Annotated in this window: 15 protein-coding genes; all 15 read right to left on the bottom strand. The window is 58.1% G+C overall.

The window, feature by feature from the left end; genetic code table 11:
- Positions 1 to 264: 264 nt before the first annotated feature.
- The 15 genes from EG244_RS10000 to EG244_RS10070 all read right to left on the bottom strand — a co-directional run bounded on the left by EG244_RS10000 (position 265) and on the right by EG244_RS10070 (position 15,867).
- Positions 265 to 1,437: a helix-turn-helix domain-containing protein gene (locus tag EG244_RS10000; RefSeq protein WP_124964874.1), complete on the bottom strand. Its 1,173-nt coding sequence runs from the start codon at positions 1,435 to 1,437 to the stop codon at positions 265 to 267.
- Between the two features lie 613 nt (positions 1,438 to 2,050).
- The gene (locus tag EG244_RS10005; RefSeq protein WP_124964875.1) at positions 2,051 to 2,755 is read right to left on the bottom strand and encodes a hypothetical protein; all 705 of its coding nucleotides are present in this window, start codon (positions 2,753 to 2,755) and stop codon (positions 2,051 to 2,053) included.
- 11 nt (positions 2,756 to 2,766) lie between these two features.
- Positions 2,767 to 3,330, bottom strand: coding sequence for a DUF2726 domain-containing protein (locus EG244_RS10010; RefSeq protein ID WP_124964876.1), 564 nt, complete (start codon positions 3,328 to 3,330; stop codon positions 2,767 to 2,769).
- A complete protein-coding gene (gene traN / locus EG244_RS10015; RefSeq protein ID WP_124964877.1) occupies positions 3,327 to 6,311 on the bottom strand; it encodes a conjugal transfer protein TraN in 2,985 nt (994 codons plus the stop codon). Before traN ends, EG244_RS10010 begins: the two co-directional genes overlap by 4 nt.
- A gap of 4 nt (positions 6,312 to 6,315) precedes the next feature.
- Positions 6,316 to 7,380: a TraU family protein gene (locus EG244_RS10020; RefSeq protein ID WP_124964878.1), complete on the bottom strand. Its 1,065-nt coding sequence runs from the start codon at positions 7,378 to 7,380 to the stop codon at positions 6,316 to 6,318.
- Entirely contained in the window at positions 7,380 to 7,811 is a 432-nt protein-coding gene (locus EG244_RS10025) for a hypothetical protein (RefSeq protein WP_124964879.1), read from the bottom strand. Before EG244_RS10025 ends, EG244_RS10020 begins: the two co-directional genes overlap by 1 nt.
- Before the next feature lie 8 nt (positions 7,812 to 7,819).
- A complete protein-coding gene (locus tag EG244_RS10030) occupies positions 7,820 to 8,197 on the bottom strand; it encodes a hypothetical protein (protein WP_124964880.1) in 378 nt (125 codons plus the stop codon).
- Positions 8,194 to 9,504 carry a TrbC family F-type conjugative pilus assembly protein gene (locus EG244_RS10035; protein ID WP_124964881.1) on the bottom strand — a complete coding sequence of 437 codons (1,311 nt, stop codon included), beginning with the start codon at positions 9,502 to 9,504 and terminating at the stop codon, positions 8,194 to 8,196. The genes EG244_RS10030 and EG244_RS10035 overlap by 4 nt, the downstream gene beginning before the upstream one ends.
- Complete coding sequence (locus EG244_RS10040; protein WP_124964882.1) at positions 9,492 to 10,049, bottom strand: S26 family signal peptidase; 558 nt, start codon at positions 10,047 to 10,049, stop codon at positions 9,492 to 9,494. Before EG244_RS10040 ends, EG244_RS10035 begins: the two co-directional genes overlap by 13 nt.
- Positions 10,050 to 10,059: 10 nt before the next feature.
- On the bottom strand, positions 10,060 to 10,560 hold the full coding sequence (locus EG244_RS10045) for a hypothetical protein (RefSeq protein ID WP_124964883.1): 501 nt from the start codon (positions 10,558 to 10,560) through the stop codon (positions 10,060 to 10,062).
- On the bottom strand, positions 10,560 to 12,998 hold the full coding sequence (gene traC / locus EG244_RS10050) for a type IV secretion system protein TraC (RefSeq protein ID WP_124964884.1): 2,439 nt from the start codon (positions 12,996 to 12,998) through the stop codon (positions 10,560 to 10,562). Before traC ends, EG244_RS10045 begins: the two co-directional genes overlap by 1 nt.
- Positions 12,999 to 13,009: 11 nt before the next feature.
- Positions 13,010 to 13,789, bottom strand: a complete 780-nt coding sequence (locus EG244_RS10055) for a DsbC family protein (RefSeq protein WP_124964885.1) — start codon at positions 13,787 to 13,789, stop codon at positions 13,010 to 13,012.
- 128 nt (positions 13,790 to 13,917) lie between these two features.
- Complete coding sequence (gene traA / locus EG244_RS10060; protein WP_124964886.1) at positions 13,918 to 14,271, bottom strand: TraA family conjugative transfer protein; 354 nt, start codon at positions 14,269 to 14,271, stop codon at positions 13,918 to 13,920.
- Positions 14,272 to 14,335: 64 nt separating this feature from the next.
- The gene (locus EG244_RS10065) at positions 14,336 to 14,599 is read right to left on the bottom strand and encodes a hypothetical protein (RefSeq protein ID WP_124964887.1); all 264 of its coding nucleotides are present in this window, start codon (positions 14,597 to 14,599) and stop codon (positions 14,336 to 14,338) included.
- 2 nt (positions 14,600 to 14,601) lie between these two features.
- Positions 14,602 to 15,867: a TrbI/VirB10 family protein gene (locus EG244_RS10070; RefSeq protein WP_124964888.1), complete on the bottom strand. Its 1,266-nt coding sequence runs from the start codon at positions 15,865 to 15,867 to the stop codon at positions 14,602 to 14,604.

The raw sequence follows: 15,867 nt of genomic DNA on the forward strand, positions 1-15,867 counted from the left end.
CCGACCGGATTGGCATGACAAATTTGTTGACGGCGATCATGAGAGTAGTGTGCTGAAATAGCCGGGCCCGCCGCATGGCTCCCCAAGTCATTGCATCGCAAACCAATCGCCCAGTTCCGACATCGACCCTCCGATGCCGTGGAATTACCGCGCCTGAACGGTCTCGGCTCCCCGCTTACTATCATGCTAGCAAAAGCCAAAACCATCAGTTTAGGATTACAATTTCTTTTCAAAGTGTTGCCATAAAACGGTAGATACTGAACTCTACTGAAGCACGCGATTGCGCTGCTTAGCTACTGACATGGCATAGGCTGCAGGATGACTGATGTGAGCGCCCTTTTCGGACATATGGCCAACTGCTAACACTGCCTGAAGCGCATTCTCATAGCCATGTAGAGCACTCATACGCTGGATAAGTGATGCATGAAGGCTCAGATCACCGGCATAGCGCTCAAGCGCCTTTTGCAGGCTGCTTTGCCAGTTTCTTTGCCCTAATCGATCGTGCTCCTGTTCGAGGTACGCTTTGAATACATCAGGCGAAGCCTCCAAAATCCTAATGATTTTTGAATCATCTTTAGGGAAATTTGAGTCAGGAGATTTATGCTCCGCAAATTTGCGGTACTGGGGCCGCGGTTTTGCAGGAGACGCATCCCGGCCGCAGCGGGCTGCTGCATGGCTGACTGACTTTGAAGAGCTGGCTGGCGCGCTTTCTGGAAGAGCAGCTTCTGCAGACGCCGGCTGTTGCTGCGTATCGTTCTCCAGCCCCAGGAAGCGGTTAAGATTCTTCACCATCTCGTTAGAGACGGCCAGCATCGAGCGCAGATAGGAAAGTGCGTGCTTTCGAGTCCGGCGCTGAGGCAGTTCTTTGATCTTCGCCTTTGCCAGCTGGACAAGCTCATGTGGTAGCTCTCGGAGCGCGGTCAGGCGCTGAAGCTCACCACGAATAGCGAAGATCTCGCCATAGGTGTCAAACAGTGCTCTGCCTTCTTCATTCACGGAATGCGCGAGCGCCTGAATTTCCAAGGCGCGGACGCCGCACGGGGCGAGAGAAATGCCGGCACTGTCGTCTGAGATCGAGCCGTCGTTGTTGCGGTTCATGAAGCGCTTGCAGTTTGACGAGTCTACGAAGCTTATCAGCTGAGCTTCAGAAAGATCCTTTTCCACACGGCCGAGTTTGTCATCGGACCAGTCAAAATGATGGCAGATGAGGAAGCGATTCCATGCCACCAGTGGGTGACGACCGGGCATCCAGTCCTCATCACGGGTCCGCTTGATCAGGAAAATCAGAAGCGAAATGCAGTCCTGATTTACGCCTAACCAACCCTGCGCTGCGGTGATTGCATCGCAAAGATCATATTTCGAGAAGCCAGGGGGCAACCCCCTGAACTCCTCAGCCAAGCGTTGAGCTTGTAGCTGTAAGTTATTGATTTTTCTCATTTTTCACTGCTCTGTCCTATGAACCGCAGTGGTCAAATCAAGGCAAAGTCGAACCGTTCGCACAAATGCGTTTGGCTCTTGTCATGATGGCAGGAAGGCTGTAGAAAATAAGGGCTCAATTTATTCTTCTACAGCTCTTCCCTCGCTTGGTTCGCCACAGCGGGGGTTTTGCTTTTTGGGGCCTACTGAGTCTCCGTTGGTGCCTCTAAGATCTGGATGTTCCCTTTCCTGATTACCCTTTCACATGTCGGTGTTGCAAGAACGACATTTAGGTTCAGCCATGGAAAACGGGCGTTATACGATCATTTTTTGAGGCTTTTCGCCCCCAAAAAGCGTTTTTTTCGCGATAAAAAGGCAAATCTGTACCGTTCGCACAAATGCGCTTTTTCATCTTGCGTGCTTGAGGGGAGATGCGGTAGAAAAACTTGTCAGAGATTTTCTCGCATCACCCTCGTTCGTGGTTCTCCACAGCGGGGGTTTTGCTTTTTAAGCGCCTGGTGTTCTGTCTCCTTTGGTTGGGGGGCGTCAGGACTTTACTATGCCTTTTGCCCCCCCTGATGCAATAAAGTTCGGATCCCGGTGCCTGTAGTGCCCCAGATCGCCCTACAGAAGCTTAAACGGCGGTTTCCTTACCCTTGTGGATCACGCGAGCGGGTTGGACCCTACCGCTCACTTTCTTGGCCGGAATGAACAGAGAAAGCTCATTGGGCGCTTGGGCCATCACACGGCGGTTGAAGGTTTCAAGATCGCCAAGATTGGTGTTCGATCCGGGCATCAGTTTGAGAGTGTTCGCGTCTTTGGTAGGTATGACTGATACCCAATAGGTGCGTGAGCAATTTTGCTCGTAATGTCCCCGTGAGGTCATTTTGCAGCCTGGCTGAATGAAGGTGACAGTCGTCGGGTTACTGGGGTTGGTGACGCGGGTATAACCGCTGCGTTCGAGCTGATGCCCCGTGGCGCGGTAGACCATCTCGCCATATCGGGTAGCGAGAGCATTTCTGTCAGTGCCTGGCCGTGCAGTGATGAGGAGCGAGGGGTCTGCCCACATATTATCAGGCGAGCTTGCCAGCCAGCCCAGAACCCCTAGTGCAAGCCCTGCGCCACCCATATCACGGGTCATGCCCGCTGCGATGCCTGCGTCCACGGCACTGTCATAATTCGCTCTGGAGGCATTTCGCTGCCCTTGGGCACTGGCGTAGCCCGCTCGTTCAGCGATGTTTGAGGCGGTGCCAGCCGGGGCTGTTGTTTGGGCCGGCTGCGTTGTGCTCACACAACCAGCGAGAAGAAGGGCCGCGAATATGGGTGATACTTTGATCATCTACTTGTCCCTCAAACCTTCAAATGCGCCACATTATCTGCGGCATTCGTCACGATCTTTGGCCCCTTTGCAGGCAGCAGAACCGCTGCAAGAGTGTCTTCCAGATCCTTCTGACTTGTCCCCTGTGGGATGCGTATCAGAGGGATGTTCGCTGAGATCGCGGCAGCATTTTTGATTTCGTCTCTCGCTTGGACCTTTTGCGCAGCATCACGACTATCCCCGTAATGTCCGGACCCGTCAAATTCTACGATAGCCCGCACGTAGCCATCCCGGCCCCAGAACACGAAGTCAGCGTGCTTCGCTGCGACTTTCCGCCAGTCATCGTGCTCTTTAGCTCCGATGAACGCCCCGTAAGAGACCTGAGTGGACAGGTTCAGATCTCGTGCGTTTTCCCGGCGCCACCGTTCAAGTGACACGTAAAGCTTTCCCTCAGAGGCGTTCAGGAGGCGCTTGGAGGTGTAAACCTGACGCGCCTTGGCCCCGAACCGTGTCTGCAAATGCCATGCGGCCGCCAGAACAACGATTACGGCGAAGCTCCCAAGCATGAGAGTTGTGGTGCTGTCGAGGCCCATCATTGGACTACTCCCATGCCAAAATCGTTCACCGCATCGTTGCGAAGGCCATCAAGATCGATCCCATCGAGGCGGTTCAGGTTGCGATCAATGGCATTTTCCCTCGGATAAAGATCCTCTTGGGCACGGCCGAGTGTTGAGCCAACACCAGTCATAGACTCAATGTTGGTAGAGCTCATGTCGAGCATGCCGCTGGCGGCGAGCATTCCGGTCCATTCAGACAGGTCCACCCGCTCCATATCGAGGTTCTGGAACTCGGCAAGCGTGATGCCACGGCAATCCGGGTTCTCTGGCGGCCCCCACGGGATGTTCAGCTGTAGACGGGCTTGCTCGTTCATGATGCGCGCCAAGGGCGAGTTGAACATGCAATAGCCAGTCTTTCGCTTGACGCATTTCCCTAAGATCTTGGTGGAACACCATGTGCCGATCTCATGCGTTGATCGGAGGGCCTTTCGTACCTGAAGCTCCTGTTCACTTTCTGAGCAGGCAAACAGGATCTCAACAAGCACTGAGATAAGCGCATAGACGGTGTAGGCTGTCATCACCGCGCTCATGACCGAGGCGGCGCCAGAGGTCAGGGAAATGGTGCCCTGTTGCAGAGCGCCGTTGGCAACGGCAGGCCCGCCGCCCACTTGGAAGATTGCATTGGCCGCCTGTTCACCGAAGATATTACTGGTCCATTGCGCGACGTTCTTCATCATCCCCTGCTTAACGGCTTCCATGCTCAGCGCGCCTGCGCCCTGCCCGGTGACACCGCTGTTGCCGATGATGCCTTCCCATGTCTCTGTGATAGGCCGAGTGAGCGATGAGAAGCTGTCGCGGGCGAAGTTCTCCATAGAGACCCAGGACGACGTGATGGGGTTGGCCAGCGCGGTGCCTTCTACGATCCGCGAAATGCGCGAGGTCGCGAAAGCAAGCTGCAGATAATCAGCGAGGTTCACCCCTTTGGCGTTCTGGCAGCAGTTAGAGAGGCCCAGCGTCACGCGAGAGCAGTTAGATCCCGTACCGGCGAACAGCTGGCAGGCCATCATTTCGTTCTCAACATTGGCCGCATTCGGGTCGATCGTGCACTGCATGTCGGTCAGGATCATATCGACCGCGGCCAGCTTGGAGGCCGCATCGGCCAGATCCATGGTGCCGTCTGTGCCGGTGTTGGGGAGGCAATCGCCGCCGAAGCACGACATATCGCTGTTGCAGATGTTGATCTCTTTGACGACTGGCGACGTGTAGCTCAGCGTCCGACCGCATGAGTATCGGCTTTCATAAACGAGACACTGGCCATTGCTCAGCTCTTCGACGCACTCACGGCCCATGTAGGTGCAGGTTTCATCCTCTTCGAGGCGCGTGCAGGTGTTGGCCTCGGTGAATGACTCATCCCCGTCCTCATCTACGCCACCAAAGTTGCAGATCGGGGTGACGCTGATCTGGGTTGCTGCGCGGTCTGTGAGGCCATCGAATGGCGAAACAGGGATGTCGCCACCACAAATCTGACCAGACTGGCCTGAAGATCCGATCAGGGCATTGACGCATCCGTTGGCGTTTCGGGCTGTGGCGTTGACCGTGTAGGCGATGTTGCAGGACTGTTCCTGCGCCAGCAGCTGAATTTCAGCCCACCGGTTCGCGTTGAAGACCCATGGGGTGAAAAGCTCTTCCGTAAATTCGAGGCGCGTGGTCAACGTGCCTGAAGATCCGCCCCCCTGTCGCTCACGGTAGATCGGATGGCCCCAGCCCAACACATATTGATAGCGTTGGCTGTAGTCCGGGCGGTACGTCCATTCGCCTACTGTGATGGAGCTGATATTTTGCCAAGGTTCGGCAATGAGGACGCCATCCCAATGAATGCTCCGGACACGGCCGTCGTTGTTGATGTTCCATACATGTCCGACAGGCTGCCCGTAACGGGTGGGGACGTAGATGCTGCCTGACGCCGGCTCGCGGACATAGTTGTTTTGGCTTCGATATGCGAGCCTTTGGATCTGGCCTCTGGTCTGGACGATTTCAGGGAGGTCACGGCCCTCGTTTGGCAGCCAGATATTGCCGCCCTGATACGTGAGGGTGTGGGGGGTTCCCTGCGGCTGGTTAAAGCGCAGGTTCGCACGGGTCAGGTTGATATTGCTGCGGACTGTGAAGTTAATGCCCACAGCGTGAGGCTGGTTATTCATGTCCAGCACGAGCTCAACACAGCCCCTGTTGCCACCACATGACTGAGCGCGGACCACGCCGCCATTGGTCGCTTCAGGGATAGCTTGCAGGATCGAGAGCTTGCCGCAGGTCTCGGGCACATCGACCCCAATTCTGCGACCGCCGTGCTGGCAGTAGTGACCATTGTCCCAGACATAGGTGAACAGCTCGGCAGGCCCACGGTATTGGCGCTGAGCGATCATCGGGGAGGTATCAATACCCAGAGTGTCACAGGTTTCGGTGACACTATCGGTGTATTCGTGGGTAATTTCCTCCTGGATCTGGTGAACGATGCATTGCCCAAACTCGGCAGAAACATTTGGATCATCCATCAGATCGCGTGATGGGACGAGGAAACTGTCTCCGCTGACCGAGGGAATATTGTTGCTGCCCCGCAGGACTTCGAGCGCTGCCGCTTCGGCGTTCAGGCTGCCGGTTGAGCTGAAGTTGCCCGTACCGGATTGGAGGTTGCCGATCTGCTGGTCCCGGTGGGCGTACAGGTCTTCATAGGTGTTGACCTGAGGCAGAGCGCCGCCCTGCTCGGACTGAGGCGGTGCGCCAAAATAGAGATCGGACGTTCCTAAACTTAGGTTGGAACCGCCGGGAGAGACGCCGATGATTTCGACATTCCCATTGTTATTGCCGTACAGGGCTCCGGGATTGGGTTTGAACAGATCGGTGTTCGCAAGCCCCGCTGCTGTCCCGGTGTCCATGGTCTGGGCCCATGCAATGTCAGCCACTGAAGCATGGATCATGCCGATCAGGCTGAGGGTCGCACCGAGTTTTTGAATGAATGGATTCATGGCCTCAGTTCCCGATTATGGATGCACAGCAGTCAGTCCAGCTCCAGCGGAGGTAGATGGGCATTTCCGCGACGCCGGGGACGACGCGGGCGGCTCCCCAGCGAAGCACAGATTCACCAGAGGCATGGTTGCGCGTGCCTTCAGGGCGAGGCCAGGCCGTCTGCCAGCGGTAATGAGAGCGTTTGACCATGGGCGTGTACTGCGCCTGACAGAGGGCATCGTTGCCTACTGTCCTGCGGGTGATGCCCCGCGCCGCGTTCATTGCGAGTAGTTTTTGGGCGGTTGCAGAGCTGAACTGCATGGTGCCCTGAGCGTGCTCATAGCCGGTATAGGGGGCCATGGTGGACGACCACGATCCTCCACACCAAAAGAGGTTGTCGATAGGCTGGCCGAGGCTCGATGAGATGGAATCCGCTGCGCAGGCTGCCTGAGCAATGATCGAGGAGCCGAAGACCGACATGGGATTGCCGTACATGGCCACAATGGGATCGTTCCACATAGGGTCGATCTCAGACATGTAGAGAATGTCGATATCGCTGTATTGAGCGGCGCACTTGGTGAACAGCTCCATCATCAGAACAACGGGGTAGCTGTAGGTGTGGATGTGATTGAAGCTTTGCTGTTCAAGATCACCCGTCGGCGCGCCTGACGTGCCGAGGTAAAGCTTGTCGGCAAGACCGATCTGGACGCCTCCCAGCACCGATGAGCAGCCCGGTGTCATCGTGGTTTCATAGATCTGATCTGGCAGCCACATGCCAATCGGAATGCCCACAGAGGGCAGAGGGCCGTCAGAGCAGACGCAAACAGCACGGTTTGCGGCCCCATTCGGGACGCGGGGCTTTGATGAGAGCGAAAAGCCGTTGCTGTCGGTCCCGCCCTCAGACTGCGAGTTGCCGAAAAGGGTGATGCCAGCAAGCCGCAGCGGGAAGATGCACGACCAACAGACGTTCGAGACGATACCGGTGGTCAGAATGTTCGACGCAGGGCATTGGCCCGCGCTGGCCGCCGCGCTTGAGACTGCCAGCGCGAAAGCGGCGGTTTTGACGGTCCTTTTCAGCTTGGAAAACATCAGTCATCACCTCCGGGGCTGTCTTGGGGAGGCCCGGGCTGATCGTGAGGAATGTCTATCTTCTCCAAAAGAGCGAGGATCATCCCTTCGGTCAGGAGCGGGCGAGTGGGAAAATCCTGCCTGAGCAAAGGGAGATTCCCGAGGATGGTGGAATTGCTCATGCCTGCGGCGCGGTAGAGCTTCAGAAGATCCAGATCGCAGACCCGTTTGATCTTTCCGCACTGCCCGCAAAGGCCAAAGGCCATCAGATCTATGCTTGAGGCCTTCAATTCGAGGTGCTGCCTGCCGAGGCAGTGAGAGCAGATATTCAGGCTCACATGAGCCGAAAGCTTTTGATAGCTGGCGGCAAAGTCTTCGAGGGCTGCATTGAAGAAGCCCAACCCCGTCGCCTGCTTTCTCAGTCTGTCAATGTCGCGCCCGGTTCTCATCATCGCCAACCTCAGTCGTCCACGTCACCGCCGGTCGCGGCGAGGATGAAGGCTTCAATCGAGCTCATATGAAGCTTGTCGCCGCTGAGTGGGTGGCGAAGGAGAGGGAAGCTGTAGAAGGCGACGGAGGGCGGGATGCCCGCCTCTGCATAGCGGCGCAGCACATCAGGGTCGCGGCAATCCGCGATTTCAGCGCAGCAGGAACAACGCGCAAGTCCCCCGAGGTCGGCATATCCTGCGGGCAGCGCAATGCCACGTGCGCGGATGCACTTCTGGCAGATGCTTCTGATATTGGACTGATCCGGTAGATATTGCTCGGTCATAGCCTCTGCCCTCTCCCCATAGATGCGGTTCGTGAAATGGCCGCAGATTGTGTTTTTGGCGCTCACAGCAGCCCCCACTCTTCGCTGATGACCTCGACGCGACCATTTCCCTGCTCCGGGAAGATCTCGGTCGGGGTAGCCTCGATGCTGAAGCTGGTGCGGAAGTGATTGTTGAGCAGGAAGACCTGGACGCCGAAGCGGTCGATCAGTGCCTGCAACCCATCCCAAGGTTCCTGACCGGGCTGGGTCTGTGGAACCTCAGTCACAATGAGCATGATCCGGGACACGCCCATACGGTTCGTCTGAAGCTGTTCCTCTATGAAACGAACTTCACGCTCGATGTTGGGATTGAAGACGAAGATGCGCCGGTCGAAGGGCAGCACGTCATGGGGCTGGAAGACTTCGCCTGCGAAAGCGAGGACTTTCCCATCGTTATCTTTGATCTCTTCACCAGCGCGGTACATGAAGTGGAGCACACGCCGCCTGTCAGTGCCGGCAGGCATGACGCGCATGGTTTTCAGGCTGGCAGCCTGCCTCTCCCAATACCGGCTTTTGAGAACTTCAGGATCGCGGGTGAACCGCGACGCCACAGCGGCCGCTTCGCGCTCTGCCCGCACGCGCAGATCTTCTTCCTCGATCGGCACGGCATTATTGGAGCGTTCATCGGTCTGGCCCTTCTGCATCCGCTCATAAAGCCAGTCAGGATCATTGAAGCCGACGGCGCGGGCGATGATCTTGCCCACGTCCTTGCCGTTGGTGGCCGCGGTGTCAGTCTGGTTCAGGTCTTCGAGGATCATTGTCGGGGCCATTTCGGCGCCGGCCAGATCGAAGAGCTCGGGATCGAGGTTGATGTTGAGATCCTGGATCAGGTCTCCGTCAGGGGACAGAAGCTCCTTCAGCCACCAGCCAAATTCCGGGACCGACATGCCATCGGGCACGCCACGGAAAACAAAACGCACATCCTTTCGGTTGCGGTGCAGGCTCATGAGGTCGCGCAGAGCGCCTTCGCCCATAGCGCGGCTGACGAAAATTGTGACGCGGTAGCCCTCAGGAAGGCGGGCCTCGCCGGCCGCGGCCGCCAATGCTTCAGCTGGGGTCTGGCCGTCAGGCAGAATGCCGAGTGCAATGCCACGCTCCTGCAGGTCTTTCATCACGATTGCGGTGGAGCTTTGGCGGATTTCTTCAGCCATCTTATTGAAGGCTTCCATCCCTTTGGGATTGGCAAGCTCGGCACCAGTGGGCAGATCAAATTCGTAGTTGGACTGCGGCAGCAGATCCTGCGGGCTCAGTCGATATTCCTGAGCCTGTAAGGCGAGAGGCGCGCAGGAGAGCGCCAGTGCGGCCAGCGCCGTTCTGAGGCTCACCACGCCCACAGGACGGTCCCCACAATCTGCTCTTCGCGGACGGGGCCGTAATAGCGGCCGTCATAGCTGTTTACATTGTCGCCCATCAGGAAAAGTTCACCCTCGGCCAGCTGAAATTCCCGCTCGAAGGCCTCGGGGGTGGATCCGATCATTTCAGCGGCTTCCAAGGCCGTCCCATGAGCCCAGATCTCTTCGCCATGGCTGAAGTTGATGCCTTCGCGTGTGATCTCCACCTGATCGCCCGGATCGGTGGCCACGGCGCGTTTGACCATCACATGACCGGGGCGCCATTTGGCATTGGCGGGCGTCTGTTCTGCGGTCAGGGCAACCGCGACATAATCAAACCGCTGCACGTCGTCTGCTGTGGGTTTTTTCCATGTGTCGATCACATAGATCCACTCATCCAGACAGCGATGCTCCTGGGTGTCGAGGCCGATGGTATAGCGGGCTGAGGCATAGGCAGCCGTCCCGCCAAGAGCCGCGATCATTGCCACGAGTTTCACGCCAAAGCGCCAGCGGAAATCGTGGATCGTCTTTTTCTTACGCTCTGCCATGACGGGCCTCTCAGTTTTGGCGGGATGATGCGCTGACTGCGCCGCCCATCAGCTGGCGGGCAAAGTCTTCCACATCGGCTCCGATGGGTTTGGGGGTCTCGGGGGGCGGGGCTGCCGCCACAGGGGCGGCAGGCTGGGGCGGCACAGGCGTTGTGCCCGGCAGGACAGTCAGGGGTTTAACCACTTCATCGCGGCCAATCGCGCCACCAATGGCAACGAAATCAGCAAGGCGAAGAATGCTCTGGGGCGGGCCTTTGATCTCAATGCGGGAGTCTACGACGACATAGCCACGCGCTATCGCCTCAGCGACAGCCGCATCCACAACCGCAATCGGGTTCTGACCGGCTGCGGCATAGGGAGCCACCTGCTCGCTGATCGTCTCATTGTCGTAGATCAGCAGCTGCGTCGGCTCCGGGGTGCGCCAGACGAAAAGAAGTGCCGCCACAGCCGCGCCAAAGGCGGCTATGGACAGGCTGGTGGAGATGGTGACTTCCATCGAGTGATCGGCCATCACAGCCTCACACGCTGGCGGGCTTCAATGACCGCAGTGATGGCGTCAACGGTGGACATGCCTTGCGATTTGAAGCGGTTAATGTCGCGCACATCGTCGGGGTGCGTTGAGTAAAGAAGGGAGCGGAAGGGATCCACGACGAACCGGCCGATGCCTGCCCCGGTCGCAGTCCGCACGAAAACCTCTGAGAAGTGGCCTTTGACAGTCCGCACGGTTTTCAGGCGCTCACACAGCGCACGGCTGAACTCGGGGTGTTCGCCGGAGGCAAGTTTGTCGAGCGTAGTGGACTTCTGCTGCAGCATGATGGTGGCTGCCGAGTTAGCCAGAACAGCGCGGCCAGTGGGCGTGTCGTGAAGGTCGGTCAGGGCCTGAGTGATGATGCAGGCGCAGCCATTGTATTTGCGGAAGCGGCGATAGCCGGCCTCGATGAAGTTGGCGATTTTCGGATCACTAAGCAGATCCCACGCTTCATCGATCAGGAGCATTTTCTTAATGCTCACGCTGCCTTGGTACATGCCGTTCTGGATCTGGTAGATCAGCATGAGCAGCACGACCGTTTGGAGGTGCTTTTGGCTCTTCAGCTCTTCCAGCTCCAACAGAACGAAGTTCTTGGTGAAGTCGATGTTGGCAGGGCCGTTGAAATACTTGCCGTAGTGGCCGTCTTTGCAGAAGGGACGCAGGCCAAACGAAATGTCGCTGAGACGTTTTTCGCGGAACTCCTGCTGCAGCCCCTCGCCCAGCTCTTTCGACAGGGCAAGGCATGCGTCCGCAATATGGTCGATCGACAGCTGGTCCCCATGCAGCTTGAACTGTTCCAGCAGGATCGTGCGCAGGGCACTCGTCTGGAAGTCATCAAGACCGGCCTGAGGGGCCGCCATTGTGGCCAGCAGGCTGATCAGAATGTCCTGAACTTCCTCGAAGGTTTCATCATCCTTTACCCACGAGAAGGGGTTGAGGCAGATGTTTGACCCCTGTTCGAAACTCAGGAACTGGCCACCCAAGCTGTCACAGAGCTTCATGTAGGAGCGGCCAACGTCGATGACCCAGACCTTGCCGCCCGTGGCGAGGATCGATGAGATCATTTCGTTTGAGAGGAACGATTTACCCGCGCCGGATTCAGCACTGATCGTCATGTTGTAGTTGGTGCCACTGTCAAAGGGCGAGAACCCCATAACCTGACCGCCACGCCCCACGAGCGAAACCAAAGGCGTCGGTGTGCCGCGCCACTCAAAGAAGCAGGGCACGAATACCGAGATCCCGGTGCCGTTCATCAGGCGGTAACGCGAGAGGTTGCGCTGGTCTTCTTTTTCCGGACCGAGCGGCAGGTTGGCGCGCAGGAGCGGGAAGACGACGCCGGCATCTTCCATAAAGCTGAAGCCGATACCGTTGAGATAGGTCCGCGTTACGGAGGCGTTGCGGCGGGCTTCCTCGGACGAATTGCTGAACAAAAGGATGTTCAATGCGAAGCGGTGCACGGTGTCACCGTTCTGAATGGACTGAGACAGCAGCGACCAGTCAGCGTGCCGGATCGGGTACTGCGGAAGGATGCGGGCAAATGGGCCGGTGGCGTAGTTGCCATAGTAATTCCGCCGCGCCTCGATCTTGGGCTTCATCTCTGAAACATCTTCGATCTTGATCGTGCAGTTGATCATGTGGGTGCAGGGGATCCCCTGATCGCCTGAATGCGAGTCCACCGACAGCCGCTCTGCCAGCCCGAAATAGGCGCTGCGGGGCAGTTTCTTGACCGAGAGCGAGGAGACGTAGGTATCGCCCACGCGCACCTGCTTTTCGCCCACTGTGACGGTGTTATCGAAGTCCACGACCTGTTCACGCAGCCAGCGGCTTTCATCGACCGGCTGGCGGCCGCTGCGCCACGCAGCAAGGTGGCCGCGATTGAAGATCTGGGACAGGTAATAGAGCAATTCGGTGTCGTTCAGGACGCGCAGTTCCTGAAAACCGATGGTGTGGAGAAGCGCAGACACGTCAGAGCGCAGCCGCATCGAGGACGAGCACTCTTCTTCATCCGGTGTGATTGCCTTGATCGGGATCTTCACCGAGATCAGCAGGGTGGCATTGCGGAAGGGAATATTCGTGCCGATGCCTTTTGCACCATCGAGCACGAACTGAGCGGTTTTCTTGACGGCTGCGGTGATCAGGGGATCATCGCTGCCCATGCGGGCCTTGCGGAAGTCAGCCACGTGGTCGGACACATCGTCAAAGACCATCAGGTTGAACTGCAGCATCGAGCCCTTGGGAAACTCTGCGTTGAGCAGCGAGGCAAAGCGGCGCTCCATGGTGGGCTCAAATCCCGCCAGCGGCTGAGCCGAGAAGGTGAAGCCGATGTAGTTCCCGTCAAGCAGGAACAGCTTGCTGTCGTCGTCATAGGCGAGCCACGGCAGGTAATCGGGCAGCTTCTGGTACTGGAGGAAATCGAACATGGTGGCCCCAATCAGTTGCTTGCGAGGAAGGTTCGCAGATCGGCGGGCATGCCGCGGGCGATGCCGCCTTCGGCACCGATGATGTAAGGCACCCCCGTTACCCCGAGCATCTGGCTCAGGATGGTGCGCTGCATGATCGGCTCGGGGTTGCAGCTTTCAGGTGCAGCCTGTGTCTGCATCCAGCGGCGGTCCTTGGTCATGAGAGCGCGCAGAGCTTCCTCACGGTTGGTCGCGCAGCTGATTGCGGTCACGGCCTTTGTGCTGTCGTCACCGAGGAAGGGGACGGTCAGGATCTTGAAGGTGTATTCCTGTGCGTAGCTTGGATTGCCGAGCATTTCGTCAAACAGCTGGCCGCAGAAGGGGCACAGAGGATCCACGAAGACAGTGACCTTCTTGGGGCCGGTGCCATAGAACATCGGATCAATATCCTCGTCCTTCAGGCCCAGCTCTGAAAGGTTGAGGGTCTTCTTGGTGTTGCGCAGCTGATCCATGGTCTGGATCGTCTCGCCGTTCCAAGTGTCGAAGATGACGCCGCGCAGGATAAAACGGCCGTTTTGGCTGACATACGCGATGCCGTCACGCCCATGCAGCGAGATCGCATGAGTGAAGGGGCTGACCAGTTGCTCGTATTCCTTGATCTGGTCCTTCTCCACCTGAACGGCCACGCCGGGATTGGTGAAGTCAGAGATATAGGGAATTTGAGCAGAAGGTTCCTGAGCAGCGGCACCAGTCACGGAGAGGCAAAAACCCGTGAACACTGCGGCAGCCATTAGCTTTTTTGCTTTCGCCATCTTATGTGACCCATATAGAAGGAAAAGGGGCCGCGGGCTCGTCTCCCGCAGCCCCCCGATTAGCTGGCATCAGATCGCGAAATGTGCTGCCAGCGAGGCGTGTAGTGTGGGCCGTTTACGGCTCACACTTACTCAGCTGCGATCTGAGCGACTTCTGCTTCCACAGCGACGGTTTCAGCCGAAACGGTGGCGGTCAGGATGGAGTCGAGGATGGTCGGGGTGATCACGAGGCCGAATGCGACGGCAATCGAGATACCGCATGCCATCAGGTTCTGACGGGCAATGCCCATGAACAGGCCGACGAGCAGGAAGGCGACTGCCATTGCGCGGCCGAAGAAGCCCTCGATCCAGCCGACGAGCATTTCGTAAGCTTCCTGGAACTCGGTGCCCGAGGTGCCCGCCTGAGCAGCGGTTGCCAGAACGGCGGTGCCTGCTGCAACTGCTGCGAGCGGAGCGACTTTCTTGAACAGTTTAGCGAACATGGAGTCTCTTCCTTTATTTGAGACGATGGTTTTCTGACGGGCGGTACATCGGGCCGCCGCCACGTCATTCGAGGTAAATGTGGCCCGAATTGGTGAGGACGCCTCTGCTGGTGCGCATCGGTGCCACCCAGACCCTCATGGTATCGCCGCGCTGGAGAGCGGCTTCCGAAGGGATCGGGGAGACAGGTCCATTTGAATTCTTGTGCGCCTGACGCACGGAGGCGCATGCCTCCGGGTTCTTGTCGCATTCGCCCTCGCTCTGGCCGAGCACGTTCGCACTGCCGCAGGCGGAGAGAAGAAGGGCGGATAGGATGAGCATCTTACGCATGATCAACCCTTGAACTTGATGGTGAGCATTTCGGTCAGGACAACATCAATCCAGCGGTCGTTACGTACTTCGAGGACCGGGAAAGTCTGTTCAGCCAGATCGAGGTAGTATTCGGTAAGAAGGTCGAAGCCTTTGCTGGCCCCTTCCATGGCGCCGCCGCCGCCGCCTGCGCCGCCGAGGAAGACGTTGCCCTCACTGCCACTGTCGAGGGAGGACAAAAGGCCCTGTGCAAGTGCGGAGCCGGCAGCTGCCGCAAGAATGCGGCCCGAGCGGCTGACCAGCGTGCCCTTGATGCCGTTCTTGCCATCTTCGCCAGCAATGAAGAAGCGCACGGAGCCTTCAACAGCGGTGTTGTCGCGCAGGATACAGCTGACCGTCTCGCCCCGGATATTGACGCGCTCGGAGCCGAGATCCCCATAGGCGGAGCCAAGCAGGTGGCAGTCCATCACGTCAGCCCAGGCGTGATTGGGGAGAATGGCCTCTTTCTTGATCCGCATCAGGACCGGCACGGGCGATTGCTGGGCGCGTGTCCCCGTAGGCGCATCCAAGCCAGTCAGGAGGTAGGCTGAGAGAATAGATCCTGCGGGGATCTGAACGTCTGGGATGTTCGACAGCATTTCCTGCCGCTGATCCACAGGCTCGGGATCAGGCGAGGAATAGACTGCGATGCGGGGGGCAACACGAGCCTGCGCACCTTGCTGAGGCGTCGCAAGTGGCGGCGGCTCAGCTGGCTTATAGATGCTTTCGTTGCGCTCGGTTTGGGCACGTTCACGCGCACGACGGCGGGCGATCTCTTCCGGGCTCTCGGCTGGCACTGCGGGAGCGGCGCGGGTGGAGCCACGGCTTGAAACCGAGGGCGGGACAGCGACGGGGCCAGGCACAGGCGCAGGCGCCATTTGCGAAGCAGCCCGCGAGACAGCCTCATTCACGCGACGATCAATATTGGCGTTCATGTCGCGCTGCATAATGTCGATCGAGCGCGTGAGGTTGCCCACGACCGACACCAAACGGTCCAATTCGCTGCGCATGTCATCGCTCTGGCGTTTCCCGCCGGTTTCCAGTTCCGCCAGACGACGGTTCAGGCCCTCCAACGAAACAGCGCGGGTGTCGGCGTTGCCTGTCAGGGAGAGCGAGGTCGGTTCTGCTATCGGCGGGGCTTTCTCGGTGGTCAGGGTCGAGACGTAGATCGCAGCGATCGCGACTGCGCCAATGCCGCCGTAAATCAGCGCCTTCTTAGCCTTGGGCGAAAGAGGCTTCTTCTCAGCCAT

The organism is Falsigemmobacter faecalis (assembly GCF_003863335.1).
Lineage (GTDB): Bacteria > Pseudomonadota > Alphaproteobacteria > Rhodobacterales > Rhodobacteraceae > Wagnerdoeblera > Wagnerdoeblera faecalis.